Annotated in this window: 14 protein-coding genes and 1 other RNA gene; 8 read left to right on the top strand and 7 right to left on the bottom strand. The window is 66.1% G+C overall.

From position 1 onward, the window contains the following. Positions 1 to 53: 53 nt before the first annotated feature. From hisC to gyrA, 5 genes are all read right to left on the bottom strand, one after another. On the bottom strand, positions 54 to 1184 hold the full coding sequence (gene hisC / locus MKD50_RS20640; RefSeq protein ID WP_252668493.1) for a histidinol-phosphate transaminase: 1131 nt from the start codon (positions 1182 to 1184) through the stop codon (positions 54 to 56). 28 nt (positions 1185 to 1212) lie between these two features. Then, complete coding sequence (pheA, locus tag MKD50_RS20635) at positions 1213 to 2376, bottom strand: prephenate dehydratase (protein WP_115706285.1); 1164 nt, start codon at positions 2374 to 2376, stop codon at positions 1213 to 1215. Positions 2377 to 2480: 104 nt separating this feature from the next. After that, complete coding sequence (gene serC, locus MKD50_RS20630) at positions 2481 to 3638, bottom strand: 3-phosphoserine/phosphohydroxythreonine transaminase (protein WP_252668491.1); 1158 nt, start codon at positions 3636 to 3638, stop codon at positions 2481 to 2483. Positions 3639 to 3799: 161 nt separating this feature from the next. Then, complete coding sequence (locus MKD50_RS20625; protein WP_115706283.1) at positions 3800 to 4363, bottom strand: DUF2059 domain-containing protein; 564 nt, start codon at positions 4361 to 4363, stop codon at positions 3800 to 3802. Between the two features lie 94 nt (positions 4364 to 4457). Continuing rightward, a complete protein-coding gene (gene gyrA, locus MKD50_RS20620) occupies positions 4458 to 7145 on the bottom strand; it encodes a DNA gyrase subunit A (RefSeq protein WP_240073878.1) in 2688 nt (895 codons plus the stop codon). A 433-nt stretch (positions 7146 to 7578) separates the two neighbouring features. Here gyrA and ompA point away from each other — a divergent pair, with 433 nt between their 5' ends. From ompA to MKD50_RS20590, 6 genes are all read left to right on the top strand, one after another. Next, complete coding sequence (gene ompA / locus MKD50_RS20615) at positions 7579 to 8232, top strand: outer membrane protein OmpA (RefSeq protein WP_012352078.1); 654 nt, start codon at positions 7579 to 7581, stop codon at positions 8230 to 8232. A 115-nt stretch (positions 8233 to 8347) separates the two neighbouring features. After that, positions 8348 to 9106, top strand: a complete 759-nt coding sequence (gene ubiG, locus MKD50_RS20610) for a bifunctional 2-polyprenyl-6-hydroxyphenol methylase/3-demethylubiquinol 3-O-methyltransferase UbiG (RefSeq protein WP_252668489.1) — start codon at positions 8348 to 8350, stop codon at positions 9104 to 9106. Next, entirely contained in the window at positions 9103 to 9777 is a 675-nt protein-coding gene (gene gph, locus MKD50_RS20605; protein ID WP_115706280.1) for a phosphoglycolate phosphatase, read from the top strand. The genes ubiG and gph overlap by 4 nt, the downstream gene beginning before the upstream one ends. A gap of 85 nt (positions 9778 to 9862) precedes the next feature. After that, positions 9863 to 10221, top strand: a transfer-messenger RNA (tmRNA) gene (ssrA, locus tag MKD50_RS20600). A gap of 410 nt (positions 10222 to 10631) precedes the next feature. After that, positions 10632 to 11654, top strand: coding sequence for a fimbrial protein (locus tag MKD50_RS20595; protein ID WP_252668487.1), 1023 nt, complete (start codon positions 10632 to 10634; stop codon positions 11652 to 11654). 99 nt (positions 11655 to 11753) lie between these two features. Beyond that, the gene (locus MKD50_RS20590) at positions 11754 to 12155 is read left to right on the top strand and encodes a hypothetical protein (RefSeq protein WP_115706571.1); all 402 of its coding nucleotides are present in this window, start codon (positions 11754 to 11756) and stop codon (positions 12153 to 12155) included. A 15-nt stretch (positions 12156 to 12170) separates the two neighbouring features. On the opposite strand, the gene MKD50_RS20585 is transcribed toward MKD50_RS20590, so the two are convergent. Both MKD50_RS20585 and MKD50_RS20580 read right to left on the bottom strand, forming a co-directional pair. After that, positions 12171 to 12665, bottom strand: coding sequence for a cyanophycin metabolism-associated DUF1854 family protein (locus MKD50_RS20585; protein ID WP_240073875.1), 495 nt, complete (start codon positions 12663 to 12665; stop codon positions 12171 to 12173). Then, the gene (locus MKD50_RS20580; protein WP_115706278.1) at positions 12655 to 14949 is read right to left on the bottom strand and encodes a cyanophycin metabolism-associated ABC transporter; all 2295 of its coding nucleotides are present in this window, start codon (positions 14947 to 14949) and stop codon (positions 12655 to 12657) included. The genes MKD50_RS20585 and MKD50_RS20580 overlap by 11 nt, the downstream gene beginning before the upstream one ends. 238 nt (positions 14950 to 15187) lie before the next feature. On the opposite strand from MKD50_RS20580, the gene cphA (MKD50_RS20575) reads away from it, so the two are divergent. Together cphA (MKD50_RS20575) and cphA (MKD50_RS20570) are read left to right on the top strand one after the other, a co-directional pair. Next, a complete protein-coding gene (gene cphA, locus MKD50_RS20575) occupies positions 15188 to 17821 on the top strand; it encodes a cyanophycin synthetase (protein WP_252668486.1) in 2634 nt (877 codons plus the stop codon). Between the two features lie 43 nt (positions 17822 to 17864). Beyond that, positions 17865 to 20435, top strand: coding sequence for a cyanophycin synthetase (gene cphA, locus MKD50_RS20570; RefSeq protein ID WP_252668485.1), 2571 nt, complete (start codon positions 17865 to 17867; stop codon positions 20433 to 20435). The last annotated feature ends 208 nt before the right edge of the window (positions 20436 to 20643 follow it).

Here is a 20643-nt window from a genome sequence, read left to right as displayed (position 1 = left end):
TTCGGTTCAGACCGAGGTCAATCAATGGGCGGCGCAATTTGCAGCGGCCGCCCTCAGGCCAGCGCCCGCTCCAGCGCCGCGATAAACGCCGCGTTCTCTTCTGGCAAGCCGATGGTCACGCGCAGCCAGCGCGGCAGGTTGTAGTTGCCCACCGGACGCACGATCACACCCTGCCTGAGCAAGGCCAGGTTCACGCGCGCGCCGGCGCCGTCATCGTCGCCCACGCGCACCAGCACGAAGTTGCCGGACGACGGCACGTATTCCAGGCCGAGCCGGTCGAACGCTTCGGTCAGCTGCCGCTTGCCATCACGGTTCAGCTCGGCGCTGCGGCGGAGGAAATCGGTATCGGCCAGCGCGGCGATGGCGGCGGCCTGCGCCACGCTGTTGACGTTGAACGGCTGACGGATGCGGTTCAGCAGGTCGGTCAGCTCCGGCTGCGCCACCGCATAGCCGATGCGCAGCCCCGCCAGGCCATAGGCCTTGGAGAACGTGCGCGACACCATCAGGTTGGGGTAGCGGCGCACCCACGCAATCGCGTCGTATTGCTGGTCGGCATCGAGGTACTCGTTGTAGGCCTCGTCCAGCACCACCACTACATGGCGCGGCACCTGCTGCAGGAACTCCTCGATCCGCGCCGCCGGCAGGAAGGTGCCGGTCGGGTTGTTGGGGTTGGCGATAAAGACCAGGCGCGTATCCGGCGCAATCGCCGCGGCCATCGCGTCGAGATCGTGGCCGTAGTCGAGCGCGCGCACTTCGATGGCGCGGGCGCCGATCTCCTGCGTGGCCAGCGCGTACACCGCGAACGAGTACTCGGCATAGACAATCGACTGGCCCGGCTCCACCAGCGCATGGGCGGCCAGTTCCAGGATGTCGTTGCTGCCGTTGCCCAGCGTCAGCCAGTCGGCGGGCACGCCGAAGCGCGCCGACAGCGCACCCTTCAGCGCAAAGCCGTTGGCATCGGGATAGCGGCCCAGTTCGGCCACGGCCGCGGCCACCGCGGTGCGAGCCGATTCCGGCATGCCCAGCGGATTTTCGTTGGAGGCGAGCTTGACGATGCCGGCCTCGTCCAGGCCGAACTCGCGCGCGACTTCGGAAATCGGCTTACCTGCCACGTATGGCGAAATCGCCCGTACATAATCCGGCCCGAACACCGTAGCGCCGCCTTGCTTGCCCTGCTCTGCCATCTTGTCTCCTTGTGCTGGTGCGGCTGCCTTACTTGCTCGACGGATACGAGCCGAGCACCTTCAGGTAGGCCGCGTTGCGGCGCAGCTCTTCAATCGCGCGCGCCACCGACGGTTCATGCTGGTGCCCTTCCACGTCGACGTAGAAGTAGTATTCCCACGCGCCGCTGCGCGCCGGACGCGACTCGAAGCGGCACATCGACACGCCGTTCGCGGCCAGCGGTGCCAGCAGCTGGTACACCGCGCCGGCCTTGTTGGGCACCGACAGGATCAGCGAGGTCTGGTCGCTGCCCGAGGGCTCGGTCTCATAGCGGCCGATCACGGCAAAGCGCGTGCGGTTGTGCGGATCATCCTGGATATGCGTGCGCACCAGGTGCAGGTGGTAGCGGTTGGCGGCAGACTCGCCGGCGATCGCGGCCACGGTCGGGTCTTCGCTGGCCATGCGCGCCGCTTCGGCATTGCTCGACACCGCCTGGCGCTCGAGCTGCGGATAGTTGGCGGTCAGCCAGTGCTGGCACTGCGCCAGCGCCTGCGCGTGCGCGCGCACCACCGTGACGCCCTTCATGTCGGGGGTCGACGCCATCAGGTTGTGGTGCACCTTGAGCGCGATCTCGCCGCTGATCTTCAGCGAGGTCTGCAGAAACAGGTCGAGCGTGCGCGACACCGCGCCCTCGGTGGAATTCTCGACCGGCACCACGCCGTATTCGACCGTGCCCGCCTCGACCGCGCGGAACACCTCGTCGATGCTGGGGCAAGGCACGCCCGACACCTCATGGCCGAAATGCGCGTACAGCGCCTGCTCCGAGAAGGTGCCGGCCGGCCCCAGAAACGCCACTTCCAGCGGCTTCTCCAGCCCGCGGCAGGCGGACATCACCTCGCGCCAGATTGCCGCCACGCTTTCGCCCAGCAGCGGGCCCGGGTTGGCCCCTTGCACCTTGCGGATGACCTGCAACTCGCGCTCCGGACGGAACACCGGCGCGCCGTACTTCTTCTTGACCTCGCCGACTTCGAGCGCCAGCTTGGCACGGCGGTTCAGCATCGCCAGCAGTTCGCGGTCGACGCTATCGATCTGCTCGCGCAGTGGTCCCAGCTCGACCGACAGCTTGCGCTCGGCATCACTCAGGGGGCTGTCGCCGTTCTGCGGCGCATTGGGCGGCGTCTCCTCGCGCGCGGGGGTGCGGTCTTGGCTTGTCATGTTGTATCAATCCGGTGGGCCGCCGGGCGTGGCGGCCAGGAACACTGCCCGAGCAGGCCGGCATGCCGTAGCTGGCATGCGCGAGCCGCCTTCGGGAATGCGCGTCAGGCGGAGGTCCGCTCGAACTCGCGCATGAATTCGATCAGCGCCATCACGCCTTCCAGCGGCATGGCGTTGTAGATGCTGGCGCGCATGCCGCCCACGGTCTTGTGCCCCTTCAGTTGCACCAGGCCGTTGGCCCGGGCCTGCTGCAGGAACGCCTCGTTGCGCGATTCGTCGCCCAGGAAGAAGGGCACGTTCATGCGCGAGCGGCAGCTGGGGTGGATCTCGTTGCGATAGAAATCACTCTGGTCGAGGTAGTCGTACAACGCCGACGCCTTGGCGATATTGCGCTGTTCGATCGCGGGCACGCCACCCTGGCGCTTGAGCCACTGGAACACCAGGCCGGCGATATAGATCGCATAGGTCGGCGGAGTGTTGTACATCGAGTTGTGCTCGGCCACCAGGCGCCAGCTGAATGCCGACGGGCACAGCGGATGGGCATGGCCGATCAGGTCTTCGCGCACGATCACGATGGTGACCCCGGCCGGTCCGATGTTCTTCTGCGCGCCGCCGTAGACCACCTGCACGCGCGACCAGTCGATCGGGCGCGACAGGATATGGCTGGAAGCATCCGCCACCACGACCCGCTCGCCCTTGACCTGGCCGATATCGGGAATGTCCTGGAACTCCACGCCGACGATGGTCTCGTTGGTGCACAGGTGGACATAACCGGCATCGTCCGACAGCTTCCAGTCCGCCACGGCGGGAATGCGGTGGTATTTCTGTGCCTCGCTGCTGGCCGCGATATTGACCGCACCGTAGCGGCGGGCTTCCTGCTCGGTCTTGACCGACCAGGTGCCGGTGACGACGAAGTCGGCCTTGGGTGCATCGGCATGGCGCAGGCGCATCAGATTCAGCGGCACGATGCCGTTTTCGCCGATGGCGCCGCCCTGCAGGAACAGCACGCGATAGTTGGGGGGAATATGCAGCAGCTCGCGCAGGTCGGCGATGGCCTGGCCATGGATGCCTTCGAACTCGCGGCTGCGGTGGCTCATCTCCATCACCGAAACCCCGGTCCCGCGCCAGGACAGCATCTCCTCGGCGGCCTGTTGCAGCACTTCGGCGGGCAGCGCTGCCGGGCCGGGCGAGAAGTTGTAGACGCGTTCGGCCAATGCACGCTGCATCATGCCGGCAAGAGCGGGATTCTGGGGATCGTTCATGAGACGGGGGATGGAAAAATGGCTGCCGGTGTTACCCAAGCAGCCATTATCCCTCAAACCCGCGCCCCGTTGGGCGCCCGGGGGCCAGCCCCGGGGTTACAGCGCCCGTGCAAGCGCGCTCGGACGGGTGGCGGGCGGATCCGTTGCGGATCACGCCGGCATCACTTCGAAGCGGCGGTGATTTCCTTCTCGGCGGCGTCGCGCATCGACTTGCCGACCTGCGGGCCGTACTTCTGCATCATCGAGCCCCAGATTTCCTGCGTTGCCTTGCCCTGGTTGGCCATGAACTTCTGGCCGGTCGGCGACTTCAGGAAGGTGGTCAGGTCCTTCAGTTCCTGCGTGGTGTAGTACTTGCCGAAGGCATCGTAGTGCGCCTGGATCGCGTCCTTGCGGAACGCGTCGGTAGTGAACGCCGTGCCGGCGCCATCCACCACACGCTGGACCGCGCCGTTCTTCTTCAGCTTTTCAACGGCGGCCTGCTTCTGCTTGTCGTTCAGGGTCTTGTTTTCGACCAGCACCTGCTCGAGGACCAGCGGCGCTTCCTGCTTGGCGCCTTGCTGCCAGTTCTCTGCCTGGCCCTTCACAGCCTGGTCTGCCTGCATGACGGAAAGCAGTTCCTTGATGGCTGCCGTCTTATCCGCGTCCTGTGCGTGGGCATGCTGCGCCATCATGAAGGTCGGAACAAAAGCAGCCAGAACAGCGATACGTCGATAGGTTTTGAGCATTGTGACTCCCTGGTAAATACGTCCGTTTTAGTCCGGACAGCCGCGAGGCGAGTTCCGGCTGGCGTCCTATTGTTGCAACAACTTACGTTTGGTCTTACGGCTTGGCGTCGGCATCCGCACCGGCGGCACCTTCGGCGCCCTCGGCACCGTCCGCACCCTCGGCCTCGTCAGGCTCCTCGCCGTTGCCGCCGTTGTCGGCATCGCTTTCGACGATGCGCTGCAGCCCGGACAGCTTGGTGCCCTCGTCTACGTTGATCAGCGTGACACCCTGCGTGGCGCGCCCCATTTCGCGGATTTCCGCCACACGGGTACGGATCAGGACGCCGCCGGTGGTGATCAGCATGATCTCGTCCTCGGGCGAAACCAGTGCCGCAGCCACCACACGACCGTTGCGCTCGCTCGTCTGGATCGCAATCATGCCCTTGGTGCCACGGCCATGTCGAGTGTACTCGGCGATGGGAGTGCGCTTGCCGTAGCCGTTTTCGGTCGCGGTCAGCACGCTGCCGCGCACGCCCGCATCCGCCGACTCTTCAGCGGTCTCGGCTGGCGCCACCAGCATCGCGATCACGGCCTGGCCGTCTTCAAGGTTCATGCCACGCACGCCGCGCGCCTGGCGACCCATCGGACGCACGTCGTTCTCGTCGAAGCGCACGGCCTTGCCGGCGTCCGAGAACAGCATCACGTCGTGCTGGCCGTCGGTCACCGCCGCGCCGATCAGGTAATCGCCGTCGTCCAGGTCGACCGCGATGATGCCGGCCTTGCGCGGGTTGGAGAATTCGGTCAGCGCGGTCTTCTTGACGGTACCGCGCGCGGTCGTCATGAAGATGAAGTGCTCGGCGTCGAACTGCCGCACCGGCAGGATCACATTGATCTTTTCGCCTTCCGACAGCGGGAACATATTGACGATCGGCCGGCCGCGCGAGTTGCGCGAGCCCTGTGGCACCTCATAGACCTTCAGCCAGTACAACCGGCCGCGGTTGGAGAAGCACAGGATGTAGTCGTGGGTATTGGCCACGAACAGGGTATCGATCCAGTCGTCTTCCTTGGTCGCCGTCGCCTGCTTGCCCCGGCCGCCGCGCTTCTGCGCACGGTATTCAGAGATCGGCTGGCTCTTCATGTAGCCGCTGTGTGACAGCGTCACCACCATGTCCTGCGGGGTGATCAGGTCCTCTGTGTCCAGCTCGGTCGCGTTCAGCTCGATCTGCGAGCGCCGCTCATCACCAAATTCAGCGCGGATTGCCGTCAGTTCGTCGATGATGATGGTGGTAATACGTTCCGGACGCGCCAGGATGTCCAGCAGATCGGCGATTTCCGCCATGATGTCGCGGTATTCCTGGACGATCTTGTCCTGTTCGAGGCCCGTGAGGCGTTGCAGGCGCATTTGCAGGATTTCCTGCGCCTGGCCGTCGGACAGCCGATACAGGCCGTCGGCTTGCATGCCGAACACCGCCGGCAACCCGTCCGGCCGGTACGATGCGCGCCCGCCCGGGGTTTCCCCTTCGGCCCGGGCCAGCATGTCGCGGACCAGCGCCGAGTCCCACGCCTTGCTCATCAGTTCCTGCTTGGCGATCGGCGGCGTCGGGGCGGCCTTGATGATGGCGATGAACTCGTCGATGTTGGCCAGCGCCACCGCCAGGCCTTCCAGCACATGGCCGCGTTCGCGTGCCTTGCGCAGCTCGAACACGGTGCGGCGGGTAACGACCTCGCGGCGGTGCGCCAGGAAGTACTCCAGCATCTGGCGCAGGTTCAGCAGGCGCGGCTGGCGGTCGACCAGCGCCACCATGTTCATGCCGAAGGTGTCCTGCAGCTGGGTGTTCTTATATAGGTTGTTGAGGACGACCTCGGGCACCTCGTTGCGCTTGAGCTCGATCACCACCCGCATGCCGGACTTGTCCGACTCGTCGCGGATATCCGAGATGCCTTCAATTTTCTTTTCCGTGACCAGCTCGGCGATGCGTTCCAGCAGGGTGCGCTTGTTCACCTGGTACGGCAGCTCGTCGACGATGATGGCCTGGCGCTGGCCCCGGTCGATATCCTCGAAGTGCGTCTTGGCGCGCATCACCACGCGGCCACGGCCGGTGCGGTAGCCTTCGCGCACGCCCTGAATGCCATAGATAATGCCGGCGGTCGGAAAATCCGGAGCCGGAATCAATTCAATCAGCTCATCCACGGTCGCCTGCGGGTTGCGCAACAGGTGCAGGCAACCGTCGACGATTTCATTAAGGTTATGCGGCGGGATATTGGTGGCCATACCCACCGCAATACCCGACGAACCATTGATTAGCAGATTGGGAATACGCGCCGGGAGAATCGAGGGCTCTTTTTCAGAGCCGTCGTAGTTGCTGTCGAAATCGACGGTTTCCTTGTCGATGTCATGCAGCATCTCGTGGGCGATTTTCGACAGGCGGATTTCGGTATAACGCATGGCCGCGGCGTTATCACCGTCCACGGAACCGAAATTGCCCTGGCCATCGACCAGCATGTAGCGCAGCGAGAAGTCCTGCGCCATGCGCACAATGGTGTCGTAGACTGCGGTATCGCCGTGCGGGTGGTACTTACCGATCACATCTCCAACGATACGGGCCGACTTCTTGTAGGCGCGGTTCCAGTCGTTGTTGAGTTCGTGCATCGCATACAGCACGCGCCGGTGCACCGGTTTCAGGCCATCCCGGACATCTGGAAGCGCGCGCCCGACGATCACGCTCATGGCGTAATCCAGGTAAGAGCGGCGCATTTCCTCTTCTAGGGAGACCGGAAGGGTTTCTTTTGCGAATGGATCCATTGCGGCGTGGTTTATGCGGCAGGTTTAAGCAAATGACGGGCCTTTGGCACGCGGCGCCGGTGGGCGCCTGACGGCTGGGCAACGTGCCATTCTAACATGCCGGCACCCCCTGCCCGACGCTCTCCGGACAGGCCTCGCGGCATCCCGCGGGGGCTGCTGCCGAAACCCGGAATCCCTGATGCCACAAGGCTTTGCGGGCGATACAAGACCCATGTTGCACAAACACCACAGGCCCAAAACCCATGCGGCGAATCGAATATATTTACTTCTTAGGAAACGACCCTTGTGGCACAATTCCCCAGCGAAGAGCCAGACATTGTTCGAAGTGGAGCATCCGCCACATCGAGAATGTTATACTCCGAAGAATGTATGACTTGTTTTCGTCCATTTGCTCGCAGTAACCCTGCGGTGATCTCATCCTGAGAGGAGAAATATGAAAAAATTTGCCAAGCTCGCGCTCGTTGCAGCTACCGCAGTAATGGCTGCATCCGCTCAAGCTCAGTCCGTCCCTTATGAAAAGAAGGCAGTGAACGACAACTGGGGCAACGGTACGAGCGAGTACGTGTGGAAGAATGGCACGAACGAGCTCTGCTGGCGCGACAGCTCCTGGACCCCGGCCACGGCCAACGCGCTGTGCGACGGCGCCCTGGCCCCGGCCGTAGCAGCACCGGCACCGGCTCCGGTGGCTCCGCCGGTTGTCTCGAGCGAGAAGGTCACTTTCGCTGCTGACACCCTGTTCGACTTCGACAAGGCTGTGCTGAAGCCCGAAGGCAAGGCCAAGCTGGACGACCTGGTTTCGAAGCTGCAAGGCATCACCCTGGAAGTCATCATCGCCGTTGGCCACACCGACTCGTTCGGCTCGGACAAGTACAACGATCGCCTGTCGATCCGCCGCGCTGAATCGGTCAAGGCTTACCTGGTGAGCAAGGGCGTCGAAGCCAACCGCGTCTACACCGAAGGCAAGGGCAAGCGTCAGCTGAAGGTTGATCCGAAGTCGTGCAAGGGCAACCGCAAGTCGCAGATCGCTTGCCAGCAGCCGAACCGCCGCGTGGAAGTCGAAGTGGTCGGCACCCGCAGCGCACGTTAATCGGAACCCTTCCGATCCAAGAAGCCCAGCGCAAGCTGGGCTTTTTTTTTGGTACAGTTGCCCGGACTGTCCCCTTCCTCCACCGCCGCGGCCAGCGCCGCCGGACCCGCATACGATGACGTTGCAATCGCACACCCTCCCCGCAGCCGACGCCGCCAGCCAGCACCCGCAGCGCCGGAATGCCGACCCCAAGGAAATCGACAAATTCAGCGAACTGGCCCACCGCTGGTGGGATCCGCAGAGCGAGTTCAAGCCGCTGCATGAGCTGAATCCGCTGCGCCTGAGCTGGATCGATGGCATCGCCGGACTGGCGGGCAAGCGGGTGGTCGACGTGGGCTGCGGCGGCGGCATCCTGTCCGAGAGCATGGCGCGCCTCGGAGCGACCGTGCGCGGCATCGATCTCTCCAGCAAGGCGCTGAAGGTGGCCGACCTGCACAGCCTCGAGTCCGGCGTTGCCGTGACCTACGAGGAGATCGCCGCCGAAGCGCTGGCCGCGCGCGAGCCGGCCAGCGTGGAGGTGGTCACTTGCATGGAAATGCTGGAACACGTCCCAGATCCGGCTTCGATCGTGCAGGCGTGCGCGACGCTGGTGCGGCCGGGCGGCCATGTGTTCTTCTCGACCATCAACCGCAACCTGAAGGCGTACCTGCTGGCCGTGGTCGGCGCGGAATACGTGCTGAATATGCTGCCGCGAGGGACCCACGACTACGAAAAGTTCATCACGCCCTCCGAACTGGCCCGCTTCGCGCGCCAGGCCAGCCTTGACCTGGTCGAGCTGCGCGGCATGACCTACAACCCGCTGTCGCAGGTCTATAGCCTGAGCCGCGACACGGACGTGAACTACCTGATGGCCTTCCGCCGGGTGGCGGCATGAGCGTGGCGATCGCGGGCGTTTTCTTCGATCTGGACGGCACCCTCGCCGACACCGCGCCGGACCTGGCTGCGGCGGCAAACCGGCTGGTGGTCGCACGCGGCCGCCCGCCGGTGGCCTATGACAAACTGCGCCCAGTCGCCTCGCATGGGGCACGCGGACTGCTGGGTGCCGCGTTCGGCTTGCGCCCCGAAGACGCGGAATTTCCGGCCCTGCGCGACGCCTTCCTGGATTACTACGAGGCCGACATCGCTGTGCACACGCGCCTGTTCGACGGCATGCCGCAGGTGCTGGACGCGCTCGAGGCGGCGGGCATCCCGTGGGGCATCGTCACCAACAAGATCGCGCGCTTCACGGTGCCGCTGGTCGCCGCGATCGGCCTGGCGCCCCGCGCCAGCGCCGTCGTCAGCGGCGACACCACGCCGCACGCCAAACCCCACCCCGCCCCGTTGCTGCATGCCGCCGCGAGTGCCGGCGTCGACCCGAGCCGCTGCGTCTATGTCGGCGACGACCTGCGCGACATCCAGGCCGGCAAGGCCGCCGGCATGATCACCGTGACCGCCGCCTATGGCTACTGCGGCGACGGCGACCCGCCCGAGGCCTGGGGCGCGGACCACCTGATCCGCCACCCGGCGGAGCTGATCCCGCTGCTGGTGCCCGCCGCGATCGCCTGAAAGTGCGCTGGCAGTATCCGGGGAGCCGGCCTGGAACTCCCCAAGACAGCTTGCGTCCAACCGGGTACAATCCAGCTTCCTCACTGGGGCCGACCTGGTTTCGACGTGGGTTACAAAGCAGTGGAGGGCATACCGAGGACCCGTCACCTCGTTAATCAATGGGAATGCAATAACTGCTAACGACGAACGTTACGCACTGGCAGCCTAAGGGCCGCCGTCCTCGCACTGGCTCGCTGACGGGCTAGGGTCGCAAGACCACGCGAGGTCATTTACGTCAGATAAGCTCCGGAAGGGTCACGAAGCCGGGGACGAAAACCTAGTGACTCGCCGTCGTAGAGCGTGTTCGTCCGCGATGCGCCGGTTAAATCAAATGACAGAACTAAGTATGTAGAACTCTCTGTGGAGGGCTTGCGGACGCGGGTTCGATTCCCGCCGGCTCCACCAGTATTCAGTCCGATGCAGTACCAGCAGGACCAGCAACCCGCGACAGCTCAGGCTGCGCGGGTTTTTCTTTTCCCGGCGGCGCCCACCGGCATGCGCCGCGAAAAAGCAACATCCCCAGATTTGGGGATGCCGGGCGCGCCATGCTGGCCCATGATCCGATGCGGGCGATCCGCGACTCGCCCGCTGCCACTTCAAGCCCTCGCCCACCCGGCCGAGGGCTTTTTTCTTTTTGTGCGACGGCCAGGGACGGGAAAATTTCCTACCGCAAAATAGGCCAAGCCTTATCGCTTCACGAGTGTGCGGGTCCTATCGTAGCAAGGAACTTTGACTGGCATGCCGCCGGCTGTCATGGGCCGGACTCCCGCGCACCGCGGGCTTTCGACAAGGCAAGCCGCATCCCTGACCCTGCTATGAACCGATCCCAACTGTTCCATCTCCTGCGCCGCTGGCTGGTCGTGGTGGCGTGCTTCGCGGCACCGCACCTTGCGTATGCGAAGTGCACTGCCACGCCATCTCTGCCTTACGACCAGACCCTCGACAGCATGGCCATCGCGGTCAACCTTGCCGAGGGCAGCACGATTCCCGGAACGGTGCGCAGCTACCAGTTCAGCGGCAGCTGCACCAACGTGCTGCCCTGGGTGGTGCCTGGCGCCCCGATCGTCTCGTGCTACTACGGGTCCGGTACCGAAGTAAGGCCAGGCGTCTATTCCACCGGTGTCGCGGGCGTTGGCATCCGCCTGCGCAATGCCGCTGGCCAGCCGATGACCAATGCTTCGGGCGTCTGGTGCGACACCCGCTCGGCCAACCTGGGCCATCTCAATGCCGACCTGACCTATTCCGTGTCGGTGACCATCGAGTTCGTCAAGACCGGGCCGATTTCGACCGGTAACCTCGACCCCGCCCAGACGCGCTTCGGCTTCGGGGTCTATAACGGGTCGGTGGAAGGCGCGCTGAGCGGCACGGGTAACCGCGACAACTACATCGGCTTTTCCGGCACCATCGCAACGCGCGAAATCGCCTGCAATGTCGTCGCGCCCACCACGGTGAGCCTGCCTGCGATCAGCGCCAAGACGCTTGCGACGCAAGGCTCCGGCGGCAACACGCCATTCGCCATCCAGTTGAGCTGCAACAGTGCGGCCATCGTCGGCATGACGCTGGACGCCGCCGCCGGCACGCCGGTGCTGTCGACCGCGTCCGGCATCCTTGGCCTCAGCAATGCCGGGACCCCCGGCGCGGCGGGCGGCGCGGGCGTGCAGATCATGAATGCCAGCGGCACCGCGCCGGTACCGCTGCAGGTACGCAATGCCATGGGAAGCATCCAGGCCAACGTACCCGCCACCTATCGCTTCGGCGCCCGCTATGCCAGCCTCGGCGGCACCCCGTCGCCGGGTGATGTCAGCAGCTCGATGGTGTTTACGCTGGACTACCAGTAACCGCTATCGCGGCAGTGACGTAACGGAGGCATGGTTCATCGCTACATCCCGGAATCGAAGGACTACAATAGCCCGCTGCAGTCATTCAAGGCTTTCGCGATGTCCGACCATCCTCGCTTCACCATCAACCGCTCGATGATCGCCCTGGTTCCGGAACAACCGTTCCTGGACTGGATCCAGGCGGTCGATCCCCAGCCCGTGGCCGGCCTCACGCTCGAGCAGGTGCGCGAAGACCAGAGCGTGTTCCTGCTGCCCGAGGAGCTGGCCGACACGCACGAGAACGCCGTCCACTGGGTCGAAAAGCGCTGGCAGGAGTTTTTCGAGTTCATGCTCGGCGAATGGTTCGACGACTCGGCATGGCCCGAGGAACTGTCGCTGAAGATGTTCCGCGAGTGGTTCAGCGTGCGCTATCACTCGATGGTGTTCGACATGGCTCCCGACGTGCCGGTGATGCACGACGACTGGGACGACGAGGACGATTCGTCCGAGCTGCTGCACTGATCTCCCGACCGCCCCTCAGAGGAAGCGGTCCAGTATCTTGCGGCTGTGCTTGTCCAGCGCCATCAGGTCGCGGATCAGGTAGTGGATGCCGTGCGTGTCCGAGATCAGCAGCGTGCTGCCGGCCAGGCGCCGGATCGCCTCTTCACCGCGCAGCACCAGGTCGGTCTGGCCACGGTCGGTCTTCACCGTCCACACGCTGGGCGTGGCGTAGGTCGACACACTGACGATGCGCTCGATCTCCGGCATGAATTCGCGCGCCGCGAGCTCCGCCTCGATCATGTCGCGCTCGGCGATCGGCAGGTCTTCCAGCCTGGGAATCCATACCACCTCATGCCCGTCGGCGCTCATCATGCCGATGCCGCCCTGCGGCGCCGAGATCGGGAAGGCGCGCACCGGCACCACGCCCTCATGGACAGTGCCGTCCTCGGCGATCAGCACCAGGCGGCCGAACGGGTTGCGGTCCAGCGTGAACACGGGGGTCGGCGCGGCGGCGGCAATGTCATTGGGCATGGGCGGTCTCCGGGATCTGGATCGGCTCTTCGGCGTCGTCTTCTTCGGTATCGACGTTGCGCGCCTGCGCCTGGTAGAGCTTGTAGTACGCGCCTTCGCGCAGCAGCAGTTCGTCGTGGCTGCCCACTTCGACGATCTGGCCGCGGTCCATCACCACCAGCCGGTCGGCCTTGCGCAGCGTCGACAGGCGGTGCGCGATCGCAATGGTGGTGCGGCCCTGCACCAGGTTGTCGAGCGCCTTCTGGATTTCCTTCTCGGTGGCGGTGTCGACCGACGAGGTGGCCTCGTCCATGATCAGGATGCGCGGGTTGATCAGCAGCGCGCGCGCAATCGAGATGCGCTGGCGCTCGCCGCCAGACAGCGCCTGGCCGCGCTCGCCGACCAGCGAGTCATAGCCGTGCGGCAGCCGCAGGATGAACTCATGCGCATGGGCGGCGCGCGCCGCGGCGATGATCTCTTCGCGCGTGGCATCAGGCTTGCCGTAGGCAATGTTGTCGGCAATCGTGCCGAAGAACAGGAACGGCTCTTGCAGCACCAGGCCGATATGGCGGCGGTACTCCGATACCGGCAGCGAGCGGATATCGACCCCGTCGACGCGGATCGCGCCCTCCGAGACATCGTAGAAGCGGCAGATCAGGTTGACCAGCGTGCTCTTGCCCGAGCCGCTGTGGCCGACCAGGCCGATCATCTCGCCCGGCGCGATCGACAGGTTCAGCCCGCGGATCACCGCGCGGTTGCCGTAGCGGAAGCCGAGGTCGCTCATGTCGATGGCGCCTTCGACCCGGTCCAGCCGGGCTGGCCGCGTCGGCTCCGGCACGCTCGACACATGGTCGAGGATGTCGAAGATGCGCTTGGCCCCGGCGGCGGCCTTCTGCGTTACCGAGACGATCCGGCTCATCGAATCCAACCGCGTATAGAAGCGGCTGATATAGGTCAGGAACGCCACCAGCACGCCCACGGTAATGGCACTGTGCGATACCTGCCAGATGCCGAACACCCACACGATCAGCAGCCCGATCTCGGTCAGCAGCGTCACCGTCGGCGTGAACAGCGACCAGACCGCGTTGACGCGGTCGTTGATCGCCAGGTTGTGCCTGTTGGCCTCGCGGAAACGCGTGACTTCGCGCTTTTCCTGCGCGAACGCCTTGACCACGCGGATGCCGGGGATGGTGTCGGCGAGCACGTTGGTGATCTCCGACCAGATCCGGTCGATCTTCTCGAAGCCGTGACGCAGGCGGTCACGCACCAGGTGGATCATCCAGGCGATGAAAGGCAACGGTACCAGCGTCACCAGTGCCAGCCAGGGGTTGATCGAGACCAGGATCACCGCCGTCATCACGATCATCAGCACGTCGGTGGCGAAGTCCAGCAGGTGCAGCGACAGGAACACGCAGATGCGGTCGCTCTCAGAGCCGATGCGCGCCATCAGGTCGCCGGTGCGCTTGCCGCCGAAATACTCTAGCGACAGCTTTAGCAAATGTTCATACGTTGTCGTGCGCAGATCGGCGCCAATGCGCTCCGATACCCGCGCAAGCAGATAGGTGCGTGCCCACCCCAACGACCACGCCACCAGCGCCGCGCCGAGCAGCCCTGCCAAGTACAGGCGTACCAACCCATAGTCAATCGGCACGCCGTTCTGGAACGGGATCAGCACCCGGTCCATCAACGGCATGGTCAGGTACGGCGGCACCAGCGTGGCGGCGGTCGACAGCAGCGTCAGGATGAAGCCGCCCAGCAGTTGCCAGCGGTATGGGCGGGCAAAGCGCCACAGCCGCAGCAGCGCCCAGGTCGACGGCGGCGTCTCCAGCTCGCGGCTGCATTGCGGGCACTGTTCCTCGTCCGGCGGCAGCGGCGCCTTGCAGCTCGGGCACAACACCTGGCCCGCCACGGGGGCCGGTTGCGAGGCGGCGGCATCGCGCTGGGCCTCGAACTGGTCCGCCAGCCGCAAAGCGGCGGGATTGTAACCAAGCGTATATCGCCAGCTGGCGAGCCGGCCTGCCGGGCCGCTCAGTTCCAGCGTGCCCACGCCCGCGTGGTCGGTATGCGACAAGCGCAGCGCCGGGGCGATGTCCCACTCCCGCACATTTTTTTCGCCGGGGGCGCGGGCAACGATGCGCTGGTCCGTCACAACCAGCCACCCTTGGGTAAAATGCAGCCTCGCGTCGAGGTCCAGTGCCAGTCCGGCCAGGACAGTCTCGCCGGGTCGGAGCCACGATCCGGATTCAGCCCGCCAGGGTTCATCGGCGGCAGTGGCGGTAGGGACAGGCAGGGAGGACTGGGTCATGGATGGCGCGGCGTGCGTCCAGGAATTGCGGACATAACTTGAAACAATTTAGGCCGGGCACGCGCTGGCGGCCCGCGAATTCGCCCGCAGTATACATAACGACGAACGCGCGGGTAGCCCTGATGCATTGCACAATCACTTTTACACCAAGAAAGTCAACCCGCTCCGTGCTGTAACGTTACTGAAAGGTTAGGCTTCCATTTCTCGGGCGTTCCGCCCACTGCCTCAAGCTAATTCAATGAAAAAGAAGGACATTGAGATTTTCGATGTCATGTCGCTGCGCGGCCCGAATATGTGGACATATCGGCCCGTGCTGGAGGCATGGGTCGATATCGGGGAACTGGAGGACTTTCCCTCCAACACGATTCCGGGGTTCTACGAGCGCCTGTCAGCCTGGCTGCCGTCGCTGATCGAGCATCGCTGCAGCATCGGCGAGCGCGGCGGCTTCCTGCAGCGACTGAAGGAAGGCACCTGGCCGGGCCATATCCTGGAACACGTGACGCTTGAGCTGCAAAACCTGGCGGGCATGCCGGGCGGCTTCGGCAAGGCGCGCGAAACGCCGGTGCGCGGCGTCTACAAGGTGATCGTGCGCGCCTGGCATGAGGAAGTCACGCGCGCCGCCCTGTTCGGCGCGCGCGACCTGGTCATGGCGGCGATCGAGGACCGCCCGTACGACGTCGCGGCCACGGTGGAGCACCTGCGCCGCCTGGTCGACAAGCATTGCCTGGGCCCCAGCACCGCCTGCATCGTCGATGCCGCGGACGACCGCGACATCCCGGCGATCCGCCTGTCGGACGGTAACCTGGTACAGCTGGGCTACGGCGCGCGCCAGCGCCGCATCTGGACCGCCGAGACCGACCGCACCAGCGCCATCGCCGAAAGCATCTCGCGCGACAAGGACCTGACCAAGAGCCTGCTGGAATCCTGCGGCGTGCCGGTGCCGGAAGGCCGCCTGGTCGAATCGCCGGAAGACGCCTGGGATGCCGCCGAGGACATCGGCGTGCCGGTGGTGGTGAAGCCCTATGACGGCAACCATGGCCGCGGCGTATTCACCAACCTGATGACCCGCGAGGAAGTGGAAACCGCCTATGGCGTGGCCATGGACGAAGGCAGCGGCGTCATCGTCGAGCGCTTCATCCCCGGCAACGAGCACCGCCTGCTGGTGGTGGGCGGCCGCCTGGTGGCCGCTGCCATGGGCGAGAGCGCCAGCGTGGTCGGCGACGGCAAGTCCACCATCGACGAACTGATCGAGCTGCAGATCAATTCCGATCCGCGCCGCGGCAGCACCGAAGACCACCCGCTCAACCGCGTGCGGCTCGACTCCGCCGCGCGGCTGGAACTGAAGCGCCAGGGCATGGACGGCAGTTCGGTGCCACCGCAAGGCCGCACCGTGCTGATCCAGCGCAACGGCAACGTCGCCTTCGATGTCACCGACCGCGTGCACCCCAGCGTCGCCGCGCATGCCGCGCTGGCCGCGCGCGTGGTGGGGCTGGATATCGCCGGCGTAGACCTGGTGGCCGAGGACATCTCGCGCCCGCTGCACGAACAGCGTGGCGCCATCGTCGAAGTCAACGCCGGCCCCGGCCTGCTGATGCATATCAAGCCGGCCGAAGGCACGCCGCGCCCGGTGGGCCGCGCCATCGTCAACCATCTGTTTCCCGAGTCGGAAGACGACCAGGGCCGCATCCCGGTGGTGGGCGTGACCGGCACCAACGGCAAGACCGTGGTGGCGCGCCTGGTGGCGCGCCTGCTGCAGCTGTCGGGCAAGCATACCGGCCTGGCCTGCAGCGACGGCCTGTTCCTCGACCGCCGCCAGGTCGAAAGCGGTGACCGCGCCAACTGGGAAGCCGGCCACCGCATCCTGATGAACCGCGCGGTCGAGGCCGCCGTGTTCGAGAACGACAGCGGCAGCATCCTGTCCGAGGGCCTGCCCTATGACCGCTGCCAGGTCGGCGTGGTCACCAATTTCGACCAACCCGACCATCTCGGCGACTATTACGTCGAAGACGAAGACCGCATGTACAACGTGCTGCGCACGCAGGTCGACGTGGTGCTGCAGAACGGCGCCGCCGTGCTCAACGCGCGCGACGAGCGCCTGGTCGAGATGGCCGAACTGTGCGACGGCGACGTGATCTTCTTCGGCCTGACCCCGGAGCTGCCTGCGATCATGTCGCACCGCGCCGCGGGCAAGCGCGCGGTGTACGTGCGCGAAGGCAAGGTCGTGCTGGCCGCCGGCGCCAGCGAGACCGCGCTGGTGGACGTGGCCGCGGTGCCGCTGACCTACGCCGGCCGCGTTGCGTTCCAGATCGAGAACGTGCTGGCCGCGGTCGCCGCCGGGTGGGCGCTGGGCATCTCCAATGACCTGATTCGCGCCGGCGTTGTGACCTTCGATGTGGGCCAGGTCGACGTGCCGGGCCGCTTCACGCTGTTCGAGCGCAACGGCGCCACGGTGGTGGTCGACGACGCCCACAACGCCCCCGCGCTGGAAGCGCTGGCGACCGCGCTGGAGCGCTTCCCGGCCGAGCGCCGCATGGTGGTCTACGGCGCCGGCCTGCAGCGCCGCGACGACGACCTGGTGCGCCAGGGCAAGGCCCTGGGCCAGCATTTCGACCGCGTGTTCCTGTGCGAGGACCGCAGCGTCAAGCGCGCCCTGCCCGACGCCGAGGCGCGCGCGCTGCTCAAGCAGGGCCTGTACGAAGGCCGGCGCGTGACCAAGATCATCGACGAAGGCACGCGCGCCAGCGCCATCGAAGCCGCCCTGGGCCAGCTGGTGCCGGGCGACCTGCTGGTCCTGCAGTGCGACGAGGCCGCCACCGGCGCCACCGTCGACCTGGTACACCACTGGATGGGCCAGCCTGCCCGCCGCGCCTGACGCCCCCAGCCTAACCGCGCATAGAAGACACGGAAACCGTTCTATGGAAGTCTCCCGAATCCGGGCCCTGCGGGGCCCGAACCTGTGGTGCCGCCACACCGCCATCGAGGCGATCGTGGCCTGCCAGGACACCGCCAACATGCTGTCGGCCCTGCCCGGCTTTGAAGACCGGCTGCGCGCCCGCTTCCCCGAGATCGGGCCGCTGCGCCCGGACGAGGAATCGGTCGAGCTGTCGCTGGCCCACGTACTGGAAGTGACCGCGCTGCGCCTGCAGGCGGCCGCCGGCTGTCCGGTCACGTTCAGCCGCACCGCGCAGACGGTCGAGCCCGGCATCTACCAGGTGATCGTGCAATACAGCGAGGAAGAAGTCGGCCGGCTCGCCTTCGAACTGGCCGAGGCGCTGTGCCAGGCCGCGCGCCACGACACCCCGTTCGACCTTGCCGACGCGCTGCACCGGCTGCGCGAGCTGGACGAGGACGTGCGCCTGGGGCCGAGCACCGGCTCGATCGTCTACGCCGCGGTCGCGCGCGGCATTCCGTACCGGCGCCTGACGCAGGGTTCGATGGTCCAGTTCGGCTGGGGCAGCAAGCAGCGCCGCATCCAGGCGGCCGAGACCGACCGCACCAGCGCCGTGGCCGAGTCGATCGCACAGGACAAGGAACTGACCAAGACCCTGCTGCATGCCGCCGGGGTGCCGGTGCCGCTGGGCCGCTCGGTGCGCAGCGCCGATGAAGCCTGGGCCGCGGCGCAGGAAATCGACGCGCCGGTGGTGGTCAAGCCGCGCGACGGCAACCAGGGCAAGGGCGTGGCGGTGCGCATCCGCACCCGCGAGGAAGTGATGACGGCCTACGAGGTCGCCTCGGACATCAGCTCCGACGTGATCGTCGAGCGCTATATCCCGGGCCATGATTTCCGCCTGCTGGTGGTCGGCAAGCAGCTGGTCGCGGCCGCGCGCCGCGATCCGCCGCAGGTGATCGGCGACGGCGTGCACACCGTGCGCCAGCTGGTCGAGGAAGTGAACCGCGACCCGCGCCGCGGCGAAGGCCATGCCACCTCCCTGACCAAGATCCGCTTCGACGATATCGCGCTGGCCACGCTGGCCAAGCAGAACCTGACCGCCGATTCCGTGCCGGCCGCCGGTACCCGCGTGGTGCTGCGCAACAACGCCAACCTGTCCACCGGCGGCAGCGCCACCGATGTGACCGACGACGTCCACCCGGACATCGCCGCGCGCGCCGTGGCCGCGGCGCAAATGGTGGGCCTGGACATCGCCGGCGTCGACGCGGTGTGCGAGACCATGCTCAAGCCGTTCGAGGAACAGGCCGGCGGCATCGTCGAAGTCAACGCCGCGCCGGGCCTGCGCATGCACCTGCAGCCGTCGTACGGCAAGGGCCGCGCGGTCGGCGAAGCCATCGTCTCGACCATGTTTGCCGACGGCGACGACGGCCGCATCCCGGTGGTGGCGGTATCGGGCACCAACGGCAAGACCACCACGGTCCGCCTGATCACCCACATCATGGCCAGCAGCGGCCTGCGCATGGGCATGACCGGCACCGACGGCGTCTATATCCAGGGCGAGCGCATCGACACCGGCGACTGCAGCGGCCCGCGCAGCGCGCGCAACGTGCTGCTGCACCCGGACGTGGACGCCGCCGTGTTCGAGACCGCGCGCGGCGGCCTGCTGCGCGAAGGCCTGGCCTTCGACCGCTGCGACGTGGCGGTGGTGACCAACGTCGGCGAAGGCGACCACCTTGGCCTGTCCTACATCAACTCGGTGGAAGACCTGGCGGTGCTCAAGAGCGTGATCGTGCAGAACGTGGCACCGCACGGCATGGCCGTGCTCAACGCCGCCGACCCGATGGTGGTGCGCATGGCCGATGCCTGCCCGGGCAGCGTCACCTTCTTCGCGCACGATCCCGACCAGCCCGCCATGGCCACGCACCGCGCGCAGGGCAAGCGCGTGGTGTTCGTCGACGGCGCCGACCTCGTCGCCGCGGAGGGCGATGCCGAAGTGCGCATCGCGCTGGCGGAGATCCCGCTGACGCGCAACGGCACCATCGGTTTCCAGGTCGAGAATGCGATGTCGTCGATTGCCGCGGCGTGGGCGCTCGGCATCGACTGGGCGGTGATCCGCCGCGGGCTGGCCACCTTCGTCAACGATGCGCAGACCGCGCCCGGACGCTTCAATGTGTTCGACTACCGCGGCGCCACGCTGATCGCCGACTACGGCCACAACCCGGATGCGATCCTGGCGCTGTGCAACGCGATCGAATCGATTCCCGCCACGCGGCGCGTGGTGGTGATCAGCGGCGCGGGCGACCGCCGCGACGACGACATCCGCCGCCAGACCCAGATCCTGGGCGGCGCGTTCGATGAGGTCGTGCTGTACCAGGACCAGTGCCAGCGCGGCCGCGCCGACGGCGAGGTGCTGGCGCTGCTGCGCGAAGGCCTGCAGGGCGCGCAGCGCGTCAGCCGGGTCGAGGAAATCCGCGGCGAGTTCCTCGCCATCGATACCGCGCTGTCGCACCTGCAGCCGGGCGACCTGTGCCTGATCCTGGTGGACCAGGTGGAAGAGGCGCTGGGGCATATCGCCGGGCGCATCGCGCAGGGGTAGATCCCTTAGCTGTGCTGCTGGGGCGCTCCCCTCTCCCGCTTGCGGGAGAGGGGCGGGGGTGAGGGCCGGCGCTTCAACGGGCGTCGTGCTGGAATAACCGAAGGCTTCGCTCGATGTGGTGCCTTGCTAAACCACCCCTCACCCCGCCCTCTCCCCATGAGGGGAGAGGGAAACACCTTGCTTGGGCTAGTTCGGGTGGCTTGGGAGC

Source organism: Cupriavidus mimosae (assembly GCF_023952485.1).
Lineage (GTDB): Bacteria > Pseudomonadota > Gammaproteobacteria > Burkholderiales > Burkholderiaceae > Cupriavidus > Cupriavidus taiwanensis_C.
The sequence above is the reverse complement of the archived record's forward strand: the minus strand, read 5'-3'. Positions and strand labels throughout refer to the sequence as shown.